10 protein-coding genes are annotated in these 16,799 nt (G+C 70.3%); 4 read left to right on the forward strand and 6 right to left on the reverse strand.

Annotation, left to right across the window (positions count from 1 at the left end):
- Window positions 1-4: 4 nt before the first annotated feature.
- The gene (locus tag BSP109_RS05855; RefSeq protein ID WP_257944572.1) at window positions 5-1,171 is read right to left on the reverse strand and encodes a PDZ domain-containing protein; all 1,167 of its coding nucleotides are present in this window, start codon (window positions 1,169-1,171) and stop codon (window positions 5-7) included.
- A 199-nt stretch (window positions 1,172-1,370) separates the two neighbouring features.
- Here BSP109_RS05855 and BSP109_RS05860 point away from each other — a divergent pair, with 199 nt between their 5' ends.
- A complete protein-coding gene (locus BSP109_RS05860) occupies window positions 1,371-2,729 on the forward strand; it encodes a zinc-dependent metalloprotease (RefSeq protein WP_087008626.1) in 1,359 nt (452 codons plus the stop codon).
- Between the two features lie 61 nt (window positions 2,730-2,790).
- Entirely contained in the window at window positions 2,791-3,387 is a 597-nt protein-coding gene (locus BSP109_RS05865) for an NUDIX domain-containing protein (RefSeq protein WP_101599695.1), read from the forward strand.
- Window position 3,388: 1 nt separating this feature from the next.
- Here the strand turns inward: BSP109_RS05865 and BSP109_RS05870 are convergent, their stop codons facing one another.
- Window positions 3,389-3,934, reverse strand: a complete 546-nt coding sequence (locus BSP109_RS05870; protein ID WP_257944573.1) for a M48 family metallopeptidase — start codon at window positions 3,932-3,934, stop codon at window positions 3,389-3,391.
- 522 nt (window positions 3,935-4,456) lie between these two features.
- Between BSP109_RS05870 and BSP109_RS05875 the strand changes: the two genes are divergently transcribed.
- Window positions 4,457-5,383, forward strand: coding sequence for a hypothetical protein (locus BSP109_RS05875; protein WP_101599696.1), 927 nt, complete (start codon window positions 4,457-4,459; stop codon window positions 5,381-5,383).
- Here the strand turns inward: BSP109_RS05875 and BSP109_RS05880 are convergent.
- Window positions 5,322-7,409, reverse strand: a complete 2,088-nt coding sequence (locus tag BSP109_RS05880; protein WP_257944574.1) for an ATP-dependent helicase — start codon at window positions 7,407-7,409, stop codon at window positions 5,322-5,324. The two genes, BSP109_RS05875 and BSP109_RS05880, sit on opposite strands and share 62 nt — an antisense overlap.
- The gene (nudC, locus tag BSP109_RS05885; protein ID WP_257944575.1) at window positions 7,373-8,365 is read right to left on the reverse strand and encodes an NAD(+) diphosphatase; all 993 of its coding nucleotides are present in this window, start codon (window positions 8,363-8,365) and stop codon (window positions 7,373-7,375) included. Before nudC ends, BSP109_RS05880 begins: the two co-directional genes overlap by 37 nt.
- Window positions 8,366-8,460: 95 nt before the next feature.
- Between nudC and BSP109_RS05890 the strand changes: the two genes are divergently transcribed.
- Window positions 8,461-9,726 carry a phosphotransferase gene (locus BSP109_RS05890; RefSeq protein WP_101599697.1) on the forward strand — a complete coding sequence of 422 codons (1,266 nt, stop codon included), beginning with the start codon at window positions 8,461-8,463 and terminating at the stop codon, window positions 9,724-9,726.
- Here the strand turns inward: BSP109_RS05890 and BSP109_RS05895 are convergent.
- Together BSP109_RS05895 and BSP109_RS05900 are read right to left on the reverse strand one after the other, a co-directional pair.
- Entirely contained in the window at window positions 9,711-13,373 is a 3,663-nt protein-coding gene (locus BSP109_RS05895; RefSeq protein ID WP_143275884.1) for an ATP-dependent DNA helicase, read from the reverse strand. The genes BSP109_RS05890 and BSP109_RS05895 overlap by 16 nt on opposite strands.
- Window positions 13,370-16,768 (reverse strand): UrvD/REP family ATP-dependent DNA helicase, encoded by a 3,399-nt coding sequence (locus tag BSP109_RS05900; protein WP_179207182.1) that lies wholly within the window; start codon window positions 16,766-16,768, stop codon window positions 13,370-13,372. Before BSP109_RS05900 ends, BSP109_RS05895 begins: the two co-directional genes overlap by 4 nt.
- Window positions 16,769-16,799 lie beyond the last annotated feature (31 nt).

A 16,799-nucleotide genomic window follows, 5' to 3' on the forward strand; every position in this document is an offset into this window, starting at 1 on the left:
GCGATCACGATTCGGGGTCCGTGCACGTCGGCAGCGTGTCTGTGCTGCCCTCTGCGATGTCGGTGACCGCCTGATGCGCAGCGCTCAGGTCGTCGATGCGCACGACGGTCGTGTCGTCGACGCCGTGCGCGCCGAGGACCTCTGTGCAGTTGCCTGCGGGGGCGAGGAAGTAATCCGCGCCCGAGGCCGAGGCCGCGGCTACCTTCTGCCGCGCCCCACCGATGGGGGACACGGTGCCGGACGCATCGATCGCGCCCGTCCCCGCGATGGCCTGGTCGCCGGTGAGATCGCCCTCCGTGAGCATGTCGATGATCGTGAGGGCGAAGATGGTGCCGGCGGACGGGCCGCCGATCCCCTCGACGGCGAAGTCGACGTCGAAGGGGAAGCTGTACGCCGGGGACATGACGACCCCGATCGACTGCTGGCCGTCCGATTCGATCGGTTCGGCGGGCTCGACGGCGACCTCGTCGGTCTGCCCGTCGCGCTCGATCGTCAGCTGGACCTCGCCGTCCGCGGCGACGACGGCCTCGCGCACGGCGCTCATCCCGTCGTCGGACCCGTCGACGTCCTCGCCGTCGACGGCGAGGACGTGGTCGCCGGGCTGCAGGACGCCCTCGGCCGGCGATCCGCGGACGATCTGGCTCACACCGATCACGGAGTCGTAGTCGATGTCCAGTTCTCCCAGCGCAGCGGCGGTCGCCTGATCCTGCGACGACATCATGTCCGCGCTGTTCTGGTCCGACACCTGGTCGCGGGTCGTGTCGAGCGGGTAGTACGCCTCCGACGGCACGACCGTCTCCACACCGTTGAGCAGGGAGAAGAATGCCTGGGCCGTGAAGATGTCGCGGCCGGGTCCTCCCGACACCGCCACCGTGAGCATGTCGAGCGTACCTTCGGCCTCGTACGTCTGGGTGCCGGAGATCGAGACCAGGTCGACGCCCTCATAGGGCTCGAGGGTGTTGACGACGGGGCCCGGCGTCTGGAGAAGATAGGGCACCGGCGTGAGCGCTAGGACGAACACGAGCGCGTAGAGGAGGAGACCGGAGATTCCCGGTGACGCGAAGAAGCGGATCCCCTTCCGCGGAGAGTCTCCGGCTGCCGCTGGGGACGATGCTCCGCCGACTGCGTCGTCGGCGGGAACCGGCCCCGGTGCGGGCGGAGATGCGCTCACGTGAAGGACCTCCAGAGTCTTCTGCGTCCAGATCAGTGTAGTGGAGTGACCCGCCCCGCTGAAATCGGGCACCGCCCCTCCGCGACTGCGCGGAGCCGACTGGGAACACCGTGCGCAAGCGCCGTTCCGGGAAGGATCCGACAGGGTGGGAACGTTAGGGTGAGCACAGCATTTCTACGAACGACGGACAGGGACTGCCATGAGCGACAAGAACGACGATCGGACACCGGACGACGACAGCGGCGACGGCGGCCAGAACCCGTTCGAGCAGATGTTCGGCATGGTGTTCGGACCGGGCGGTCAGGGTGCGCAGGGATCCCCCTTCGGTGCCGGCGGACAGGGCGGTATGCCGTTCGACCCGGCGATGCTCCAGGGGATGATGGGCCAGCTCCAGGGCATGCTGTCCGGCGGCGACCCGCGTGCCGCCACCCAGCGCGTCATCGACCAGAACGTCCCCACCCCTGACCCGGCGATCACCGCCGACCTGGCGAAGAACACCACCGATGCGTTCCGCCTGGCCGAACTGTGGCTGGAGCGAGTGACGGATCCATCCGCCGATGTGTCGGAGCCGCAGGCGCTCAACCGCGCGGCGTGGGCCAAGGGCTCGCTCGACGAGTGGTACCGACTCGCGGATCCCGTCCGCCGGAACATGTCGGAGTCGATGGTCGAGGGACTGACGGAACAGATGCCGCCGGAGATGGCGCAGCTGATGTCCGGAGCCGGCCAGATGATCACGTCGATGGGCCAGTCGATGTTCGCCATGCAGATCGGCGAGGCCGTCGCCGCTCTGTCCGGAGCGGTCCTGAGCGGCACGGAGTTCGGTCTGCCGCTGTTCGGCCACTCCCCCGTGCTCGTCGAGGCGAACCTCCCCGGTGCCGCGGCGGAGATGGATGTGGATCCGTCCCAGCTGCGCATCTGGCTCGCGGCGCGCGAACTCGCGCACCTGTGGCTGTTCGCGAAGAACCCGTGGCTCAGCGGGCACGTGGAGACCGCACTCGCGAAGTACGCGGCCGGCGTGGAAGTCGACCTCAGCCGCATCCAGGACGCCGCCTCGAGCGGCGATCCGTCGGAGATGCAGCGGATGAGCGAGGAGCTGCGGTCCGGCCTCCTCGCTCCGCAGACCACGGAGTCCCAACGGGAGGCGCTCACAGCGCTGGAGAATCTGCTCTCCGTCATCGCCGGCTGGTCCGACGTCGTGGTCTACAGCGCGTGCGAGGCGCTCGAGGACCGCGACGCGATCCGTGAGGCGCTACGCAGCCGTGCGGCGTCCGAATCGGAGGCAGAGGCATCCTTCACCGCGCACATCGGCTTCTCGCTGCGCCCTCGCCGTATGCGCGACGCCGCCGCTCTCTTCACCTTCCTCGAGCAGAAGTCCGGTGCAGAGGCGCGCGATGGCGTCTTCCGCCACCCGGACGTCCTCCCGAACACCGAGGACCTCGATGACCCGCTGGGCTACGAGGAGCGCCGCACCACTGACTGGGCGTCCGACTCGTCGCTGGACGAAGCGCTGGAGCGGATCCTGCGCGAAGCCGACGACCAGGGCGGCAGCACTGAGTGACGCGGACGCAGGTGCCGCGCACGCAGGTGCCGCTCGCGCAGGTGCCGCGGACGGGCAGTCGTTGCTGGACACGGGTCTGAGTTCCGCTGCGCTGTCGTCGTCCGCGCTCCCCCCGGAAGAGAGACGACTCGCGGCCGAGGCCCGGGCCGGGCTGCGGGACGGCTCCCTCGTCCTGGCCAAGGACGCGGGACCCCACCACGTGACGGCGAGCTGCCTACTCCTGTCGCGGATCGACGAAGAGTCAGGGGAACCGGACTCGGGTCGGCGTTTCATCGCACTCGGCCTGCACCTGCGATCCGGTCAGTGGAGGCAGTTCGGCGGGCACATCGAGGCCGCGGACACCTCCCTGCGTGCCGCCGCGATGCGGGAACTGCGGGAAGAGGCCGGCGTCGATGCCGCGTCGGACCAGGTGCGGCTGTCCCCCGCGCCTCTTGCCGTGCGGACGTTCAGCGTGGGGTCAGCGGCCTGCGCATCGCACCTGGACGTCCTCTACGCCGCCAGTGCGCCCCACAGCCACCCGCTCGTCACGACCGACGCCGGAATCGGCGACGTCGCATGGTGGCCCGTGGATAAGCTGCCGCAGGGCACCGCGGAGGATCTCCGCACCGATCTGCGTGCACTCCTGCAGCGCACGGAGACAGACGCGCGGACGCCCTGATTCAGCCCTGCTCCCGCTTCTGCGCGCCTTCGCCGTAGCTGAACCCCTCGAGGAACACATCGGCCTTCTGGGTGTGCGGGTATCGCGCTGTGAGGGCGTGGAACGCGGGCGAATGGTCCGGTCGTCGCAGGTGCGCCAGTTCGTGCACCAGGACGGCGTCGAGGACCCATCCCGGAACAGCCGAGAGCCGCGAGGACACTCGGATCGTGCGACGTGCACTCGTCGTCGACGCGAAGCGCGTGTTCTGGTTGCTCACCCACACGACCGACACCGGTTCGATCCCGTCATCGAAGTAGCGGGTGTTGAGTGTGAGTGCCCGGGCCAGGAGCTCTTCGTCACCGGGCGACGCGCGGACGGCCCGGCGCTCCATCCGCGCGATGAGCGCCGCGATCGATTCCACATTGCGCTCCGGCTGGAACCGCTGCGGCACCGCGAGCAGCCATTTCTCACCTTCCCGCTTCAGAGAGATCGTCTTCCGCCGCCGCGCAGAGCGGCGCACGACGATCGTGCCATCGTCGATCGCCGCGAGCACCTCTGTCACATCCATATCGGCCACAGTAGCCATGACCACGGACACGCGTCCTCGGCTCCACCGGATCACGGGTCTCGATCCACGGTCGGATCGCGACGAGGACGAAAAATCTTTCGAGAAATCTCAGCGCCGATCGACGTCCACAGCGCGAACCGCACCAGACCGCGGCACCTCTCATACCATCCTGCGTGTCGTCCACAGCGATCCTCACATGGCTGCGCGTGTTGTCAACACGTTATCCACAGGCTGCGCGCCGCATGTGGGCATACTCGTGTTGACGGGGTCGCGCGCGCCTCTTAGGTTTGTGTGTCATACCTCCGGAAAACCCGAGGTTCGTGGGCTAGGGGAAGGCTCACGGGCTTCGCGAGAGGCTGGAGGGCATTGCACCGGAAGGCGCATCGCAGGAACCCCCGTCAGGGCGGTTCCCACTGTGGTGTCCACCTTCCGGTGCTTTGTGTCCACAGGGTTATCCACATTCCTCCCTCCGCCCTTCCGCAGGGCCCCGCGACTCCCTAGGGTGAGCGCGAGGAGGCCCGCATGCTGCAGTTCCACCGAAGCGTTCCGCTGGTGCGCAGAACCCCGTCCAGCGTCCAGTTCGGCGTCGACGACCCCGTACTCATCGATGGGCTGACCGAGGACGACCTCGGACTGATCGACCTGCTGTGCCGCGGATGCGATTCCGCCGACTACCTGGATGCCGCGGACCGCGCACGCCTGAGCCGCACGCGCGCACTGTCGCTCCTCGACCTCCTCACGGAGGCGGGGGTCCTCACTCCCCCGGAGGCGGCCTCGGGCGGTTCCGTCGTCCGCGATTTCGCGGAGTCCTACGCGGCGCTCCACGGAGTGGGTCCCGTGGCCGCCGCGAGTGCGATCAGGAGCCGCTCTGTGATCGTGTTCGGACATGACCCCGGGATCGTGTCCGAGGCTCTCGCAGAGGCCGGATTCGACACGCTCGTCGTCGAATCCGCAGACCAGGCGATCGAAGCCGGCGCCGAACATCGGATGACGGTGCTCATCAGTCGGCTCACGGCGAACATCGGGGATTCGTCGCGACTCTTCGCGGAGGACGCGGACCACCTGATCGTGCGGGTCGGCGACCAGCGCGCGGACCTCGTGCCGATACGCCCCGGTCTCACCCCGTGCGCGACGTGCACCGTGCTGCATTCCCGGGACGAGGACGAGGGGTGGTTCGCGGGCTGGCGGCAGCTCGCGGCACGGTCACGGCACGCGCTCATCGACCCCCTGCTGCTGCGCGCGGCCGCGACGGAGACGGCACGGATGCTGAGGGCTGCGACCGTGGGCCTCGCGGAGTTCGGACCCGTCGTGCGCATCGATGCGCGCACGGGACGGCGCACGCAGGAGGCTGCTGCGTTCCATCCGGACTGCGACTGCAGGATCCCGCTCAGCCCGAACGGTGCTCCCGGACCAGTCCGAGAAGCTCGTGTCCGAACTGCTCGAGCTTGATCGGGCCCACTCCGCTGACGCGCCCCAGATCGTCGAGGGTCTCCGGCACGCGCTCCGCGATCTCCCGCACCGTCGGCATGCTGAGGACCAGGAACACCGGCATCCGCAGTTCCGCGGACTTCGCCCCGCGCCAGTGGATGAGCGCTTCGAGGACGTGTTCGTCGACGGCGGCCGGACACTGTGCGCAGCGTCCGCGGTTCTTGTCCGCGCGGGTCGTGAGCAGCGTGCCGCACACCCGGCAGCGCACGGGTGCCGACACGGGCGCCTTCCGCGCGGGCGCATCCGGACGCGCGGGCTTGCCCGCCTGCACCTCGCCGACGAACCGTGACGGCCTCCTGCCGACGCCGGCACCGCCGCGGCGCCCCTTCGACCAGCTGACCGACAGCGCGGTCCGCGCACGGGTCACAGCGACGTAGAAGAGGCGCCGCTCCTCGTCGATCGCGTCAGCCGTGTCGGCGTAGCCGATCGGCATGAGCCCCTCGGAAACGCCGACCAGGTGCACGCTCTCCCATTCGAGGCCCTTCGCCGCGTGGACGGAGGCGAGCGTCACCCCTTCGATGGTGGGCGCGAACTGGTGGTCCGCACGGTCCTCCAGGTCTGCGATGAAGGCGGCGAGCGGGACGGGCAGCTCCGACTCCGCCTGGCTGTCCTCTGCCAGCGTGACGAGCGCGGACAGGGATTCCCAGCGCTCCCGGACGGACCCCTGCCCCTGCGGGGCCGTCGGAGACCACCCGACCGAGGACAGGATCTCCTTCACCTGCACGTCCAGACGGTCCGTCCCCCCGCGGTTCGAGGCCGCGCGCATCACGGCGATCGCCTCCTTCACCTCGCGGCGGGCGAAGAACCGCTCCCCGCCCCGCAGGAGGTAGGAGACGCCGCGTGACGACAGCGCCTCCTCGAAGGCCCGCGACTGCGAGTTCGTGCGGAAGAGGATCGCGATGTCCGATGCACGGCGTCCCGACTCGATCTCACCGGCGATCCGCGAGGCGACGGCCTCCGCCTCTGCTCCGTCGTCGGAGAACTCCGTGAAGGTCGGATGCGGGCCCGTCCGCCCGGTGCCGATCAGCTGGATCGGCGAGCGGCCGGTCCGGCGCAGGACGGAGTTCGCCATGCCGACGATCGGTTCCGCCGAACGGTAGTTCCGGACCAGTCGGACCTCGCGCGCTCCGGGGAACTCCACGGGCAGACGGCGCAGGTAGCGGTCCGTCGCCCCGGCGAAGGTGTAGATCGTCTGAGCGGGATCGCCCACGACGCACAGCGACTCCCGCCTGCCCAACCACCGCATGAGGAGGTCGTACTGGAGCGGGCTCACGTCCTGGAACTCGTCGACGACGAAGCTGCGGTACTGGCTGTGCACCTGGGCGGCGACGTCCTCGTACGTTCCCAGGGCTCCCGCCAGGACGAGCAGGACGTCCTCGAAGTCGAGCACCCTGCGCTCCGTCTTCAGCTCGGAGTAGCGGTGCATGATGCGCGTCATCGCGTCGATGTCCACGCCTTCCGGGAGCGAACGGCTCCCCGCCCTCTCCGCGTAGTCGTCGACGCCCAGCAGGCTGACCGCGGCGTGCTCGATCTCTGCCGCGACGTCGCGGACCGTCTCACGCTCCGGGGAGATGCCCACCGTCTGCATGGCGTGTCCGACGACAGTGGACTTCTGCGGGAGGAGATCGGGGAACGGCCCATCGGACATCCGCGGCCAGAAGTAGCGCAGCTGCCGCAGCGCGGCGGAGTGGAAGGTCCGCGCCTGCACGCCGGGGACGCCCAGGGACCGCAGCCGCGATCGCATCTCGCCCGCCGCCTTCGTCGTGAAGGTGAGTGCGAGGACCTGGCGCGGATCCGATGCCCCGATCGCCGCCTGGTACGCGATGCGGTGGGTGATGGCGCGGGTCTTGCCCGTCCCCGCCCCGGCGAGCACCATCAGCGGCCCGCCCGTGTGCTCAGCGACCTCGCGCTGCTCCGGATCGAGTCCGGAGAGCAGGATGTGGTCGGCCGTCATCGCGGCGTCGGCGCCGTTTCTCCGTCGCGCCATCCATAGAGGATCTGTCCTGCGATCGACACCGCCGTGGGGACCGTCACCTCACCCGATTCCATCGCGGCGCGCAGCTGGGGGCGGGTGAACCAGCGCAGCGCTGTGATCTCGTCGTCGTCCGGTGCGGCCGTCAGCGAATCCGCCTCTGCGGTGAAGCCGAGCATGAGCGAGGCGGGGAAGGGCCACGGCTGGGAGCCGACGTAGCGGGGCGAGTGGACGGCGATGCCCGCCTCCTCCTCGACTTCGCGGATGACGGCCGATTCCAGGGTCTCCCCCGGTTCGACGAAGCCCGCCAGCAGGGAGAAGCGATCAGCGGGCCACATCGCGTTGGAGCCCAGCAGGAGGTGCTCTTCTCCTGCGGCATCTGTGTGCACGACGGCCATGATCACGGCCGGGTCCGTGCGGGGGAAGTGCTCGCTGCCCGCGTCCGGGTCCCTGCGCACCCACCCGGACTGCTCCATGTCCGTCGGCGTGCCGCTGCGCGGCGAATGGGTGTGCGTCATGTGCCAGTTGCTCAGGGCGATGAGCGACGTCGCGAGCGCCACGTCCCGGTCGTCCAGGGCTTCGCCCACGTCCCGCAGGTTCGCCCACACGGGTTCGGTCGAGTGGACGCCGCTGAGCGGGTCGGTCAGCCACGGCTCCGCGTCCCGGGCCTGGTCCGCGCTGAGCATCGCATCGACCGCGCTGCGACCGTCGTCCAGGAGGCCCGCCCCCACGAAGTGACGGCCGTCGCCGTCCGTGCCCAGGTAGAACAGCAGCGCCTCGTCGGGCACCTGCTCCCGGGTCAGCAGGTGCAGGCCGCCCCGCGACACGAGGACACTGCCCCGGTGCCCGACGACGGCGTGCGCGCGGCCCGTCTGCCACACCGCATCGATGCCCGCTGACCGCAGGCGGTGGTTCCGGTTGACGGCGGTCCTCGACAGGCTTGCGGGGGGCAGCATGGGCAGTGGCTTCATACGCGTCACGATACCGAAGAGCGCGGACACACCCGCTCCCGTCAGCCTCACGCGGGCCGGCACCGGGTAAGTTGGGGGACGTGGACACCGCAGGGATGAGGATCACAGCCGTCGTCGCCACGATGCTCGACGCATACGAACCGAGCTCCTGGACGCGCCTCGTCGGTTCCGATGCGGACCGCGTGCTCGTCTCGGACGGAGAGCGGGAGTACGTCGCGTCCATCGCGAACCCTGAGCGCGAGGCCGCTTCACAGGCCGAGAGGGTCGCCTCCGCGGTCCTGCAGCCGCTGCTGCCGGAATCGGCCCCGACGATCCCGCATGTCGTCGCATCGCGCACCGTCGACGGCGCGCTGGTGGAGCGGGAGGGCACGGTCACGGTGATGGTCTCCTCCCCCATGCCGGGCCTGCCGCTGGCGACGTCGATGTTCGAGGAGCGGCCGCAGCTCGTCGAATCGCTCGCGAACGCGATCGCGGCGATCCACTCCGCCGACCCGGGTCCCATTGCGGACGCCGGACTCGTCGTCGAGGAGTCGGCTGAGACCCGTGAGCGGCTGCTCGCCGACCTCGATTCCGCCGCGTCGACCGGTCGCGTCCCGTCGACGCTCCTGAGCCGCTGGGAGACGACGCTGGAGAACGTCTCCGCCTGGCGCTTCCTCCCCGTGCCGATCCACGGGAATGTGGGACCCGACGCACTCTGGGTGGACGAGCAGACGGTCGTCGGAATGAGCGACCTCGCCCGCCTGCGTGTGGGCGATCCCGCCGCAGACCTCGCCGCCGTGTCCTCCATGCTGAGCCCGGAGGACTTCGAGAGGTTCTTCCGCACGTACAGATCCCGCCGCGGTGCGGACGATCCGGGGCTGCGCCGCCGGGTCGGCTTCCACTCGGAGATCACCGTGCTCGAATGGCTGCTGGCCGCCGTCGCCGCACAGGACGACGATGCGATCGAGGACGCCGCCCAGCTCCTCGAGGCGCTCGCGGACGTCACCGGCGATGCGGACGGCTCGCATGAGCAGGCACCCTCTGCACTCGCCGACGGCGGTCCGGAGCCGACCACTGCGGAGGCCGCCGCCGAGGCCCCCTCTGCGGCTGCGGATGACGCGCCTGCCGATGAGGACGCGTCTGCTGCGGACGACGCAGCCGTGGCTGAAGACGCAACCGCAGCTGAGGACGCGCCTACGACGGATGACGCACCTTCTGCTGAGGGCACTCAGACAGTTGAGGACACTCCTGCGACGGAGACGTTCCTGCCCAGTGCGCGCATCGAGGCCGGCGTGGACGAGGACGGCATCTCCACCGAGCGCCTGGACACGTCGGAGCTGCACCTCCGGAGCATCCGCGACCCTGATCAGCGGGACGGGTGACGTTCCGTCCCGATCATCCATGTGACGATCTCGTCCTCCTCCGGCAGTGACTGCGGCCGCCAGCTCTCGTCGGATCCCACGAAGTAGAACTCCGCGTCGACGCGGGGGACGTCCGAGAACCTCGGCATGCGCAGGAGTGCCAGCCGGTACATCGCCAGCTGCACGGCCATCGCGTCGAGGCGTGCGGGGTCCCGCGGCAGCCTGCCCGTCTTCCAGTCGACCACCAGCAGGCCACCGTCGTCCTCGCGGAACACGGCGTCGATCTTGCCGGGGACGTGGAGTGCGGACGGACGCCTGCCCCCGTCGGGCTCCACGTCCTGATCGCCCGATGGTCCGCTGTGCGAGCTGCTGTGCCCGCCGCCGTGCCCGCCGCTGTGCTTGGAGAGCACCAGCTCGAAGGACAGCTCGACGGCCTCCGGTGCCCTGTCCGCATACGGTGACGCGAGGAAGGTCTCCCGCAGAGTCTCGAGCCGCTCCCGCAGAGCGGGGATCGCGCGGACCGCGGAGGACTCCGGTTCGATCTCGAGCAGTGCGGCCTGACCGAAGTGCTGTTCGACCCAGGCGTGGAACGCCGTGCCGAGGTCCGCACTCGTGCTGGGAGGTTCGGGCATGGGGCGTCGCATGCCCTTCCACCACTCGTCCTCGTCGGCCCGCAGGCCGACCAGTGCGGTCGTGGACACGCGCGCCGGCAGGATCCTCTCCTCGTTCCCGCCCTCCGCATCGGCCATCAGCTGGGTCGCCCGGCGCGCGAGTGCACGCACGAGGGGATCCGCAGCGGATTCCGCGACGTCGTCGAGGGTGGGCCGCTCCCCCGCCGCCGCGCTGACCACTCGGAGCAGCTCCGCGCGTCGTGCGACGACCTCGGCGGGATCCCGGGTCGGCCAGAGGGCCTCCTCCCCGCGACTCACGTCGAGTTCGTCCGCTTCGGGCAGCTCCGGCAGGTCCACCGCCAGCTCCTGCGCGACCTCGTCGAGGAACGGCCGCGCATCGACGGGCCGCTTCCGCGTGAGGGTGAATCGAGACGCGGAGACGAAGAGGTGGGCGCGTGCCCGCGTGAGCGCGACGTAGGCGAGCCGGCGCTCCGCGGCGTGATGGTGGTCATCGAGCTGGGTCTCGAGAGGACCGCCGCCCGTGAGCCGCGCGTCCAGGTCGTTCGGGCCCTGCAGATCCATGGTCCGCAGATCGAAGGACGGCAGCCCCGCACGGTCACCGCGCAGCGCATAGGGAAGCCCGCCCTGCGACAGCCATCCGTCGCTGGGCTTGCGCTTGCTCGGCAGCCCCTCGTCATGCATGAAGGGCACGGCCACCGCGTCGAACTCGAGCCCCTTGGACGCGTGCACCGTCATGATCGTGATGGCGCCGGGCACCGGGTCGACGGGCACATCGTCGAGTTCGTCGGCCTCCTCGAGGACACGGGCCCAGCGGAGGAAGTCGGAGGGCCCGCCCGCCGGCTGCTCGCCCGCGAAGCGCGACACCAGTGAGAGGAAACCGTCCAGCGCACGTGTGTGGAGGTCTGCGTAGTCGGGAGCCAGCGCGGCGACCTCGGTGTCGATTCCCGCTTCACGGATGACCGCGCGCACCAGACCCGGCAGCGCGAGGTCACTGTGGCGCAGCCTCCGCAGCGTCCGCGCCAGGCTCATGAGCCGTCGACGTCCCTCTGCTGTGAGGGACCGGATGCCGCGTACCTGGTCGGACGTCGCGTTCGGTCCGTCCGGGTCGACGTTGAGGAGTTCGTCGAGGCCCTCGACGGCGCTCACCCGCTCCAGACGGGACCCGTCGTGCTCAGCCGGGTCAGGGACCTCCACCGCACAGGCGCGGACGAAGGAGGAGAACGCGGTGAGATCCGCGGCGCCGAGCCGGATCGTCCGGCCCGACAGGAGCCGCATGAGGACATCGCCCGCATCCGGGTCGACCAGTGCTTCGAGGACCGCGAGTGCGTCCGCGACGAACGGATCGTCCAGGAGCCCGCGCGATCCGACGACGTCGACAGGCAGGTCTTCGGCCTGCAGCGCCGCGGCGATCGCGCCGAATCCCGACCGCGCGCGGCACAGGACAGCGAAGGTGGGCAGCGGAGCGGCCCTTTCCGGTCGCAGTCCTGCCTCTGCCGCGGCTTCACGGCGAGCGGCTTCGCGCTCCTCGTGCCGTGCGAAGAGCTGCTCGCGCACTCGCAGGATCCAGGCCACGAGCTCCTGCAGCTGCGTGGGCTCGTCCGGACGGTCCGGGTCCGTCAGCGCACTGTGCGTGAGCGAGACCTCGACTGCTCCGTCACCCGCACCCGGCCGGGGCTGCAGACCCACCCGCTCGTCACGCGTCGGGAGTCCGGCGGCGATCCTGTTCGCCGCCGTGAGGATGGCCGCGTCGTTGCGCCACGAGATCGTGAGGCCGTACTTCTGGGCGGGGCGGTCGTGCGGACCGCGGAACGCGCCCGGGAACGACTCGATGTTGTCCGCGCTGGCACCGCGCCACCCGTAGATCGCCTGCCGGGGATCCCCGACGGCCATGACCGTGTGTCGACCGAAGATCTGCTGGAGCATGAGGAACTGCGCATACGACGTGTCCTGGAACTCGTCCAGCAGGACGATGTCCCAGCGCGACTGCTCCGCGGCGAGGGACTGCGGGCTGTCCGTCATGATCCGGTGGGCGAGCGCCACCTGGTCGGAGAACTCCAGGCCGCCGGTGTCCTGCTTGGCCGCGGCGTACCTCCGTGCCAGCTCGACGAGTCGCTTCTTCGCCTGCAGCTTCGGGACAGGATTGTCGTCGTGGGCTTCGAGGACGGCACGCATCCGCGTGCGGATCTCTGCTCGATCGCCGCGGTCCGCCGCGTCATACTCGTCCGCGAGACCCGTGGCCTCCTGGACGAACTCGGCCTTCGCAGCCTTGTCCCGGTAGATGCCGGATCTCTTGCGCGACATCTTGTCCGCGAGTCCCCGCAGGTAATCGGAGGTGCACAGGGCGTCGAGGCAGGCGTCCAGATGCGCATCGATCGCGGCGAAGTCAACCAGGTGATCGCCCATCTCCGACAGCAGTCCGGAGACCCACGTACTCATCGACGAGCGAGGGTTCCCCAGCACGTCGTCGCGCGTGGCCGCGTCGAGGACCCCATCGATGAGCTCCTGCCGCGCGGCTGCATCGATCACGCCCTCATCGCCCTCCAGGCCGATGCCCATCCCATGGTCGCCCACCAGCGCAGCGGCATACGAGTTGTACGTCGAGACGGTCGGCAGGTCGAGTCCCGGGAGGGTCTCGACCTGCGCCCCGGCCGCGGCGGCCCCCTGGGAGGACCCGTGGTCTGCGGCTGCTGCGGTGCCGCGGGCGCCGTCCGCTCCCGGCTTCCGGATCGCCCGGCGGTAGCGGGCGAGGTAGTCGCGCACGCGGTGGTTGAGCTCACCCACCGCCTTCCGCGTGAACGTGAGTCCGAGGATGCGTTCTGCTGGCACGAGGCCGTTCGCCACGAGCCACACGACGCGCAGCGAGATGACCGCGGTCTTGCCCGATCCCGCTCCGGCGATCACCGCGGCGGACTCATCGTGGGGGGACTCGATGATGAGGCACTGCTCGTCCGTGGGCGGATCGACCTCCAGCAGCTGGGCGAGTGCCCGCGCTGAGTACTGGTGGACCGGGGATCCCGGACTCTGCTCCTGTGTCACTGGTCGATTCCCTCCGGTGCTGTGGTCGCGATGGCCGGGCACGACGTCCTGACGGGGCAGAAGGTGCAGTGCGGGCCGGTCACCGCGGTGAAGGAGGCGGCTCGCATGCCCTCTGCGGCGCGGCCGATCAGGTCCCCTGCCGTCGTGTGCGCATCGTCGCCGGCCTCCATCGCAGGCTGCTGGCGCAGGTACCGGGGAACTCCCCGCACCCTGGTGGCCGAACCACGCAGGCCGACGATCTGCGCTCCCGCCGACGGCAGGGACGACACCGCTGGGTCGATGGCGCCGTCGACCAGGACCGCCCCCTCACCGACCGCGTACTGGTAGACGAGCAGCTGGGGGTCCTCGAGGATCCCCGAGGCCGTCGGCACGGTCTTCCCCGTCTTGAAGTCGACGACGCGTGCGCTGTCGCCCAGCACCTCGAGACGGTCGATCCGACCCGTCACGGTCCAGGGCGCGCCGATCGCGCCCTCCCGCGCCGAGGCGGTGACGGCGACCTCCCTGAGGACCGCGGTGCTCTTGCCTGCCGCCGTCAGGGCGGTGAGTTCGTCGCGGCTCAGCGCGAGGTAGTCGCAGAGGACGTCGATCATCCCCTCGACGTCCTCCCGCTGCCGCTCCCGCTCCCATTCGGAGGGGATCTGCTGCTCGTCGAAGGTCTCCTCGTACTCCTGCAGCATCGCCGCCCGGTCCGGTTCTGCGAACTTCTCAGCGATCCCGTGGATGACTGTGCCCAGAGCCGCCGCGGTCGTGTCCATGCTGGTCCCGCCGTTCTCCACGAGGAACCACTGGAGCGGACACGTGGCGAAGCGCTCGACCTGCGAGGGACGGATGCGCACGGGCTCCTCCGGACTGCGCGCAGGCGCATCCGATGACACGGTGAACCACGTGCTCCAGGTCTGCGGGTCCGCTTCGCGCAGCCCCGCCTCCCCGAGTGCGGCGACCAGGCGTGCCCATTCGTCCGGCTCATCGGCGAGCAGCATCTGCTGGCGGGCGAGGCCCACCACGTCGCGCAGTCGCGGCGGAAGGTCGGATCCCAGCCAGTCGGCCGACCCGTCGGAGAGCAGCTCTGCCGCCGTATCGTCATCCGCCCCGGTCGCCGCGTCGGTGACGAACTCCCGGCAGAGGTGGTGGAGAGCGCTGGGGCTCGTCTCCCCGTCATCCAACGCGCACACGACGAGCTCGTCGCGGGCCCTGCTGGCCGCGGAGAGGAAGAGGCTCGCCTCGTCGCGGATCGTCTTCATGCGCCTGCGTCGCACGTCCTCGCCCGGTGCGTCGACCACGGACGCCGCATCCGGATCCGCGAGCTCCTCGATGAGATCGTCCGGATGGAAGGCGTTCCTGCGGATGCGCGGGTTGGGCCACCCTCCTTCGTCCACGTCGACGACGATGACCCGCGAGTAGGACCGGTGGGCGGTTCCCGCCGGCGAATCGACGGTCAGGAGGTCGAGGGAGTCGCGGCGCCCGATCGAGTCCTGGGCGTACACCTGATCGAGGACGCGCACCGCGAACGCCGAGGCACCCAGACCCATCGTGTCCTCTGTCTTCGTCGCCAGGGCGAAGAGGCGCACGACCGCATCGAGTCGTTCGCGCAGGGGCGAGCGCGGATCGTTGAGGACCGCAGTGCGCCAGACCTCTGCGACTCCCGTCGCCTCCCACAGTGCCCAGAGGGCTTCGTGCGGACCGGTGCCCCGCAGTCCGGCCCCCAGCTCCAGCAGCTTCGCCGCCCGGGCCAGCGGCGGCGGGAGCTCGTCGTCGTCTGCTGCGTCGATCCAGCTGAGCAGAGGATCGTCCGCCGTCTGGTCGTCGCGGCCCGCCATCGCCCGCACCGCCTGTCGCTGCAGACCTCGCAGTGCGAGCGCGTCGATGTTGCCGTAGACACCGCTGAGCAGTCGCCCCAGCAGCGCAGAGCGCGCCGCGGACTCGTCCAGGTCTGCAGTGAGGAGTTCCAGGAGCGGGAGGGTGGCGGGGTCCGCGGACAGCGGCAGGTCCGTCGATCCGACGGGCAGTCCCAGCGCTCCGAGCTCTGCTCGCAGGGCGACCGCTGTTCCTCCTGTGCGGGCGACGACTGCGACGTCGGAGAAGGGCACACCGTCATCGTGATGCCACGCGCGGATGATCGAGGCCGCGTGCCGAGTGCGTTCGGCCGCCGACCGGTGCTCGAGGACCCTGACGGTGGAGTGCCCGGGCTGGGTGTCGAGTGGTCCCGGCGGAGGGACGTGGCCCAGCGGAAGGTGTGCGGAGATGCGCCGGGAGAGCGATACGCAGAGATCGCGGACCGCACCGGAACCGCGAGTGGAGTCCGCACGTGCGGGCAGTGCGAAGAACCCCTCGCCGGCGTTCTCAGCGCGGACCGTGGCGGCCCACGCGCTGAGCAGTCCTCCCCCTGCACCGCGGAACCCCTGGGTCGAGGAGTCCGGGCTGCCGAAGACCGCGACACCGCAGCCCAGTGCGCGCAGCCCCTGCAGCAGGTCGTGCACAGCATCCGGCACGTCCTGCGCCGCGTCGAGGAGCACGCAGCGCGGAACCGATTCGCCGGAGAACGACCAGAGGCCCCCTGCGGTGGTGCCCGCATCGCGCTCATCGGCGAGGATCGCCACGGCGGTCGCGATGACGCTCGAGGTGTCGATTCCGCCGTACCCGCTGAAGGCGCGGGTGACGTCGCGATAGTCCTGGAGGATCCGTGCGAGGGCCCCCCACTCCGTGCGATCCCGCCGTCGTGCGGCCGCATCGATGTCTGCGGGTCCGATCCCGCGCTCCAGGACGCGGTCCAGCGCATCGCGCAGCTGGTCACGGAAGGAGACGGTCCCGGTCATCTCGCGGGTGAACCCGTCCGGCCAGCCGGGATCGGGGGAACGGCCCTCCGCGTAGCCGTCCAGCAGCGACGCGAGCACCGCGTCCTGGTCCGCACCGGACAGGAACCGCATCGGCTCCCCCAGCCTGACGGCGCTGTCCGCGGCCACGATGCCGAATGCGTACGACTGGACGCTCCGTGCTCCCGCACCGCCCGTGCGCACAGCCTGCGCACCCGCGGTGAGCCTGTCGCGCAGCGCGTCCGCATGCGCCCGGTTGGGCGTGAGGACCAGGACGTCGTCAGGAGCGAGGCCGTGCTCGTCGTGCAGCCGCGCGTGGGCTTCCACGAGTGTCCGAGTGAGGCCCGATCCGGGAACGCCGACGACGCCGGCCGACTGACCCGCTGCCAGCGCTTCGGCCACTGACCGGGCGACGTGCGCGGTGACGCTCCCGCCCGCAGACTCATGGTCGCGGCGAGATGTGCCGGCTCCATCCGTGTCGGTCCTGTCAGTGCCGGTCTTGTCCGTGCCGGGCGTGTCAGCGCCGGTCGTCCGGGGTCCGGTCACGGCCTCGCCCTGCTCATCGGGTCCCTGTGATGCGCGCATGACCCCATTGGACCACGCGGCACGGACACAC

It is taken from the genome of Brevibacterium sp. Mu109 (genome assembly GCF_900169375.1).
GTDB classification, from domain to species: domain Bacteria; phylum Actinomycetota; class Actinomycetes; order Actinomycetales; family Brevibacteriaceae; genus Brevibacterium; species Brevibacterium yomogidense_A.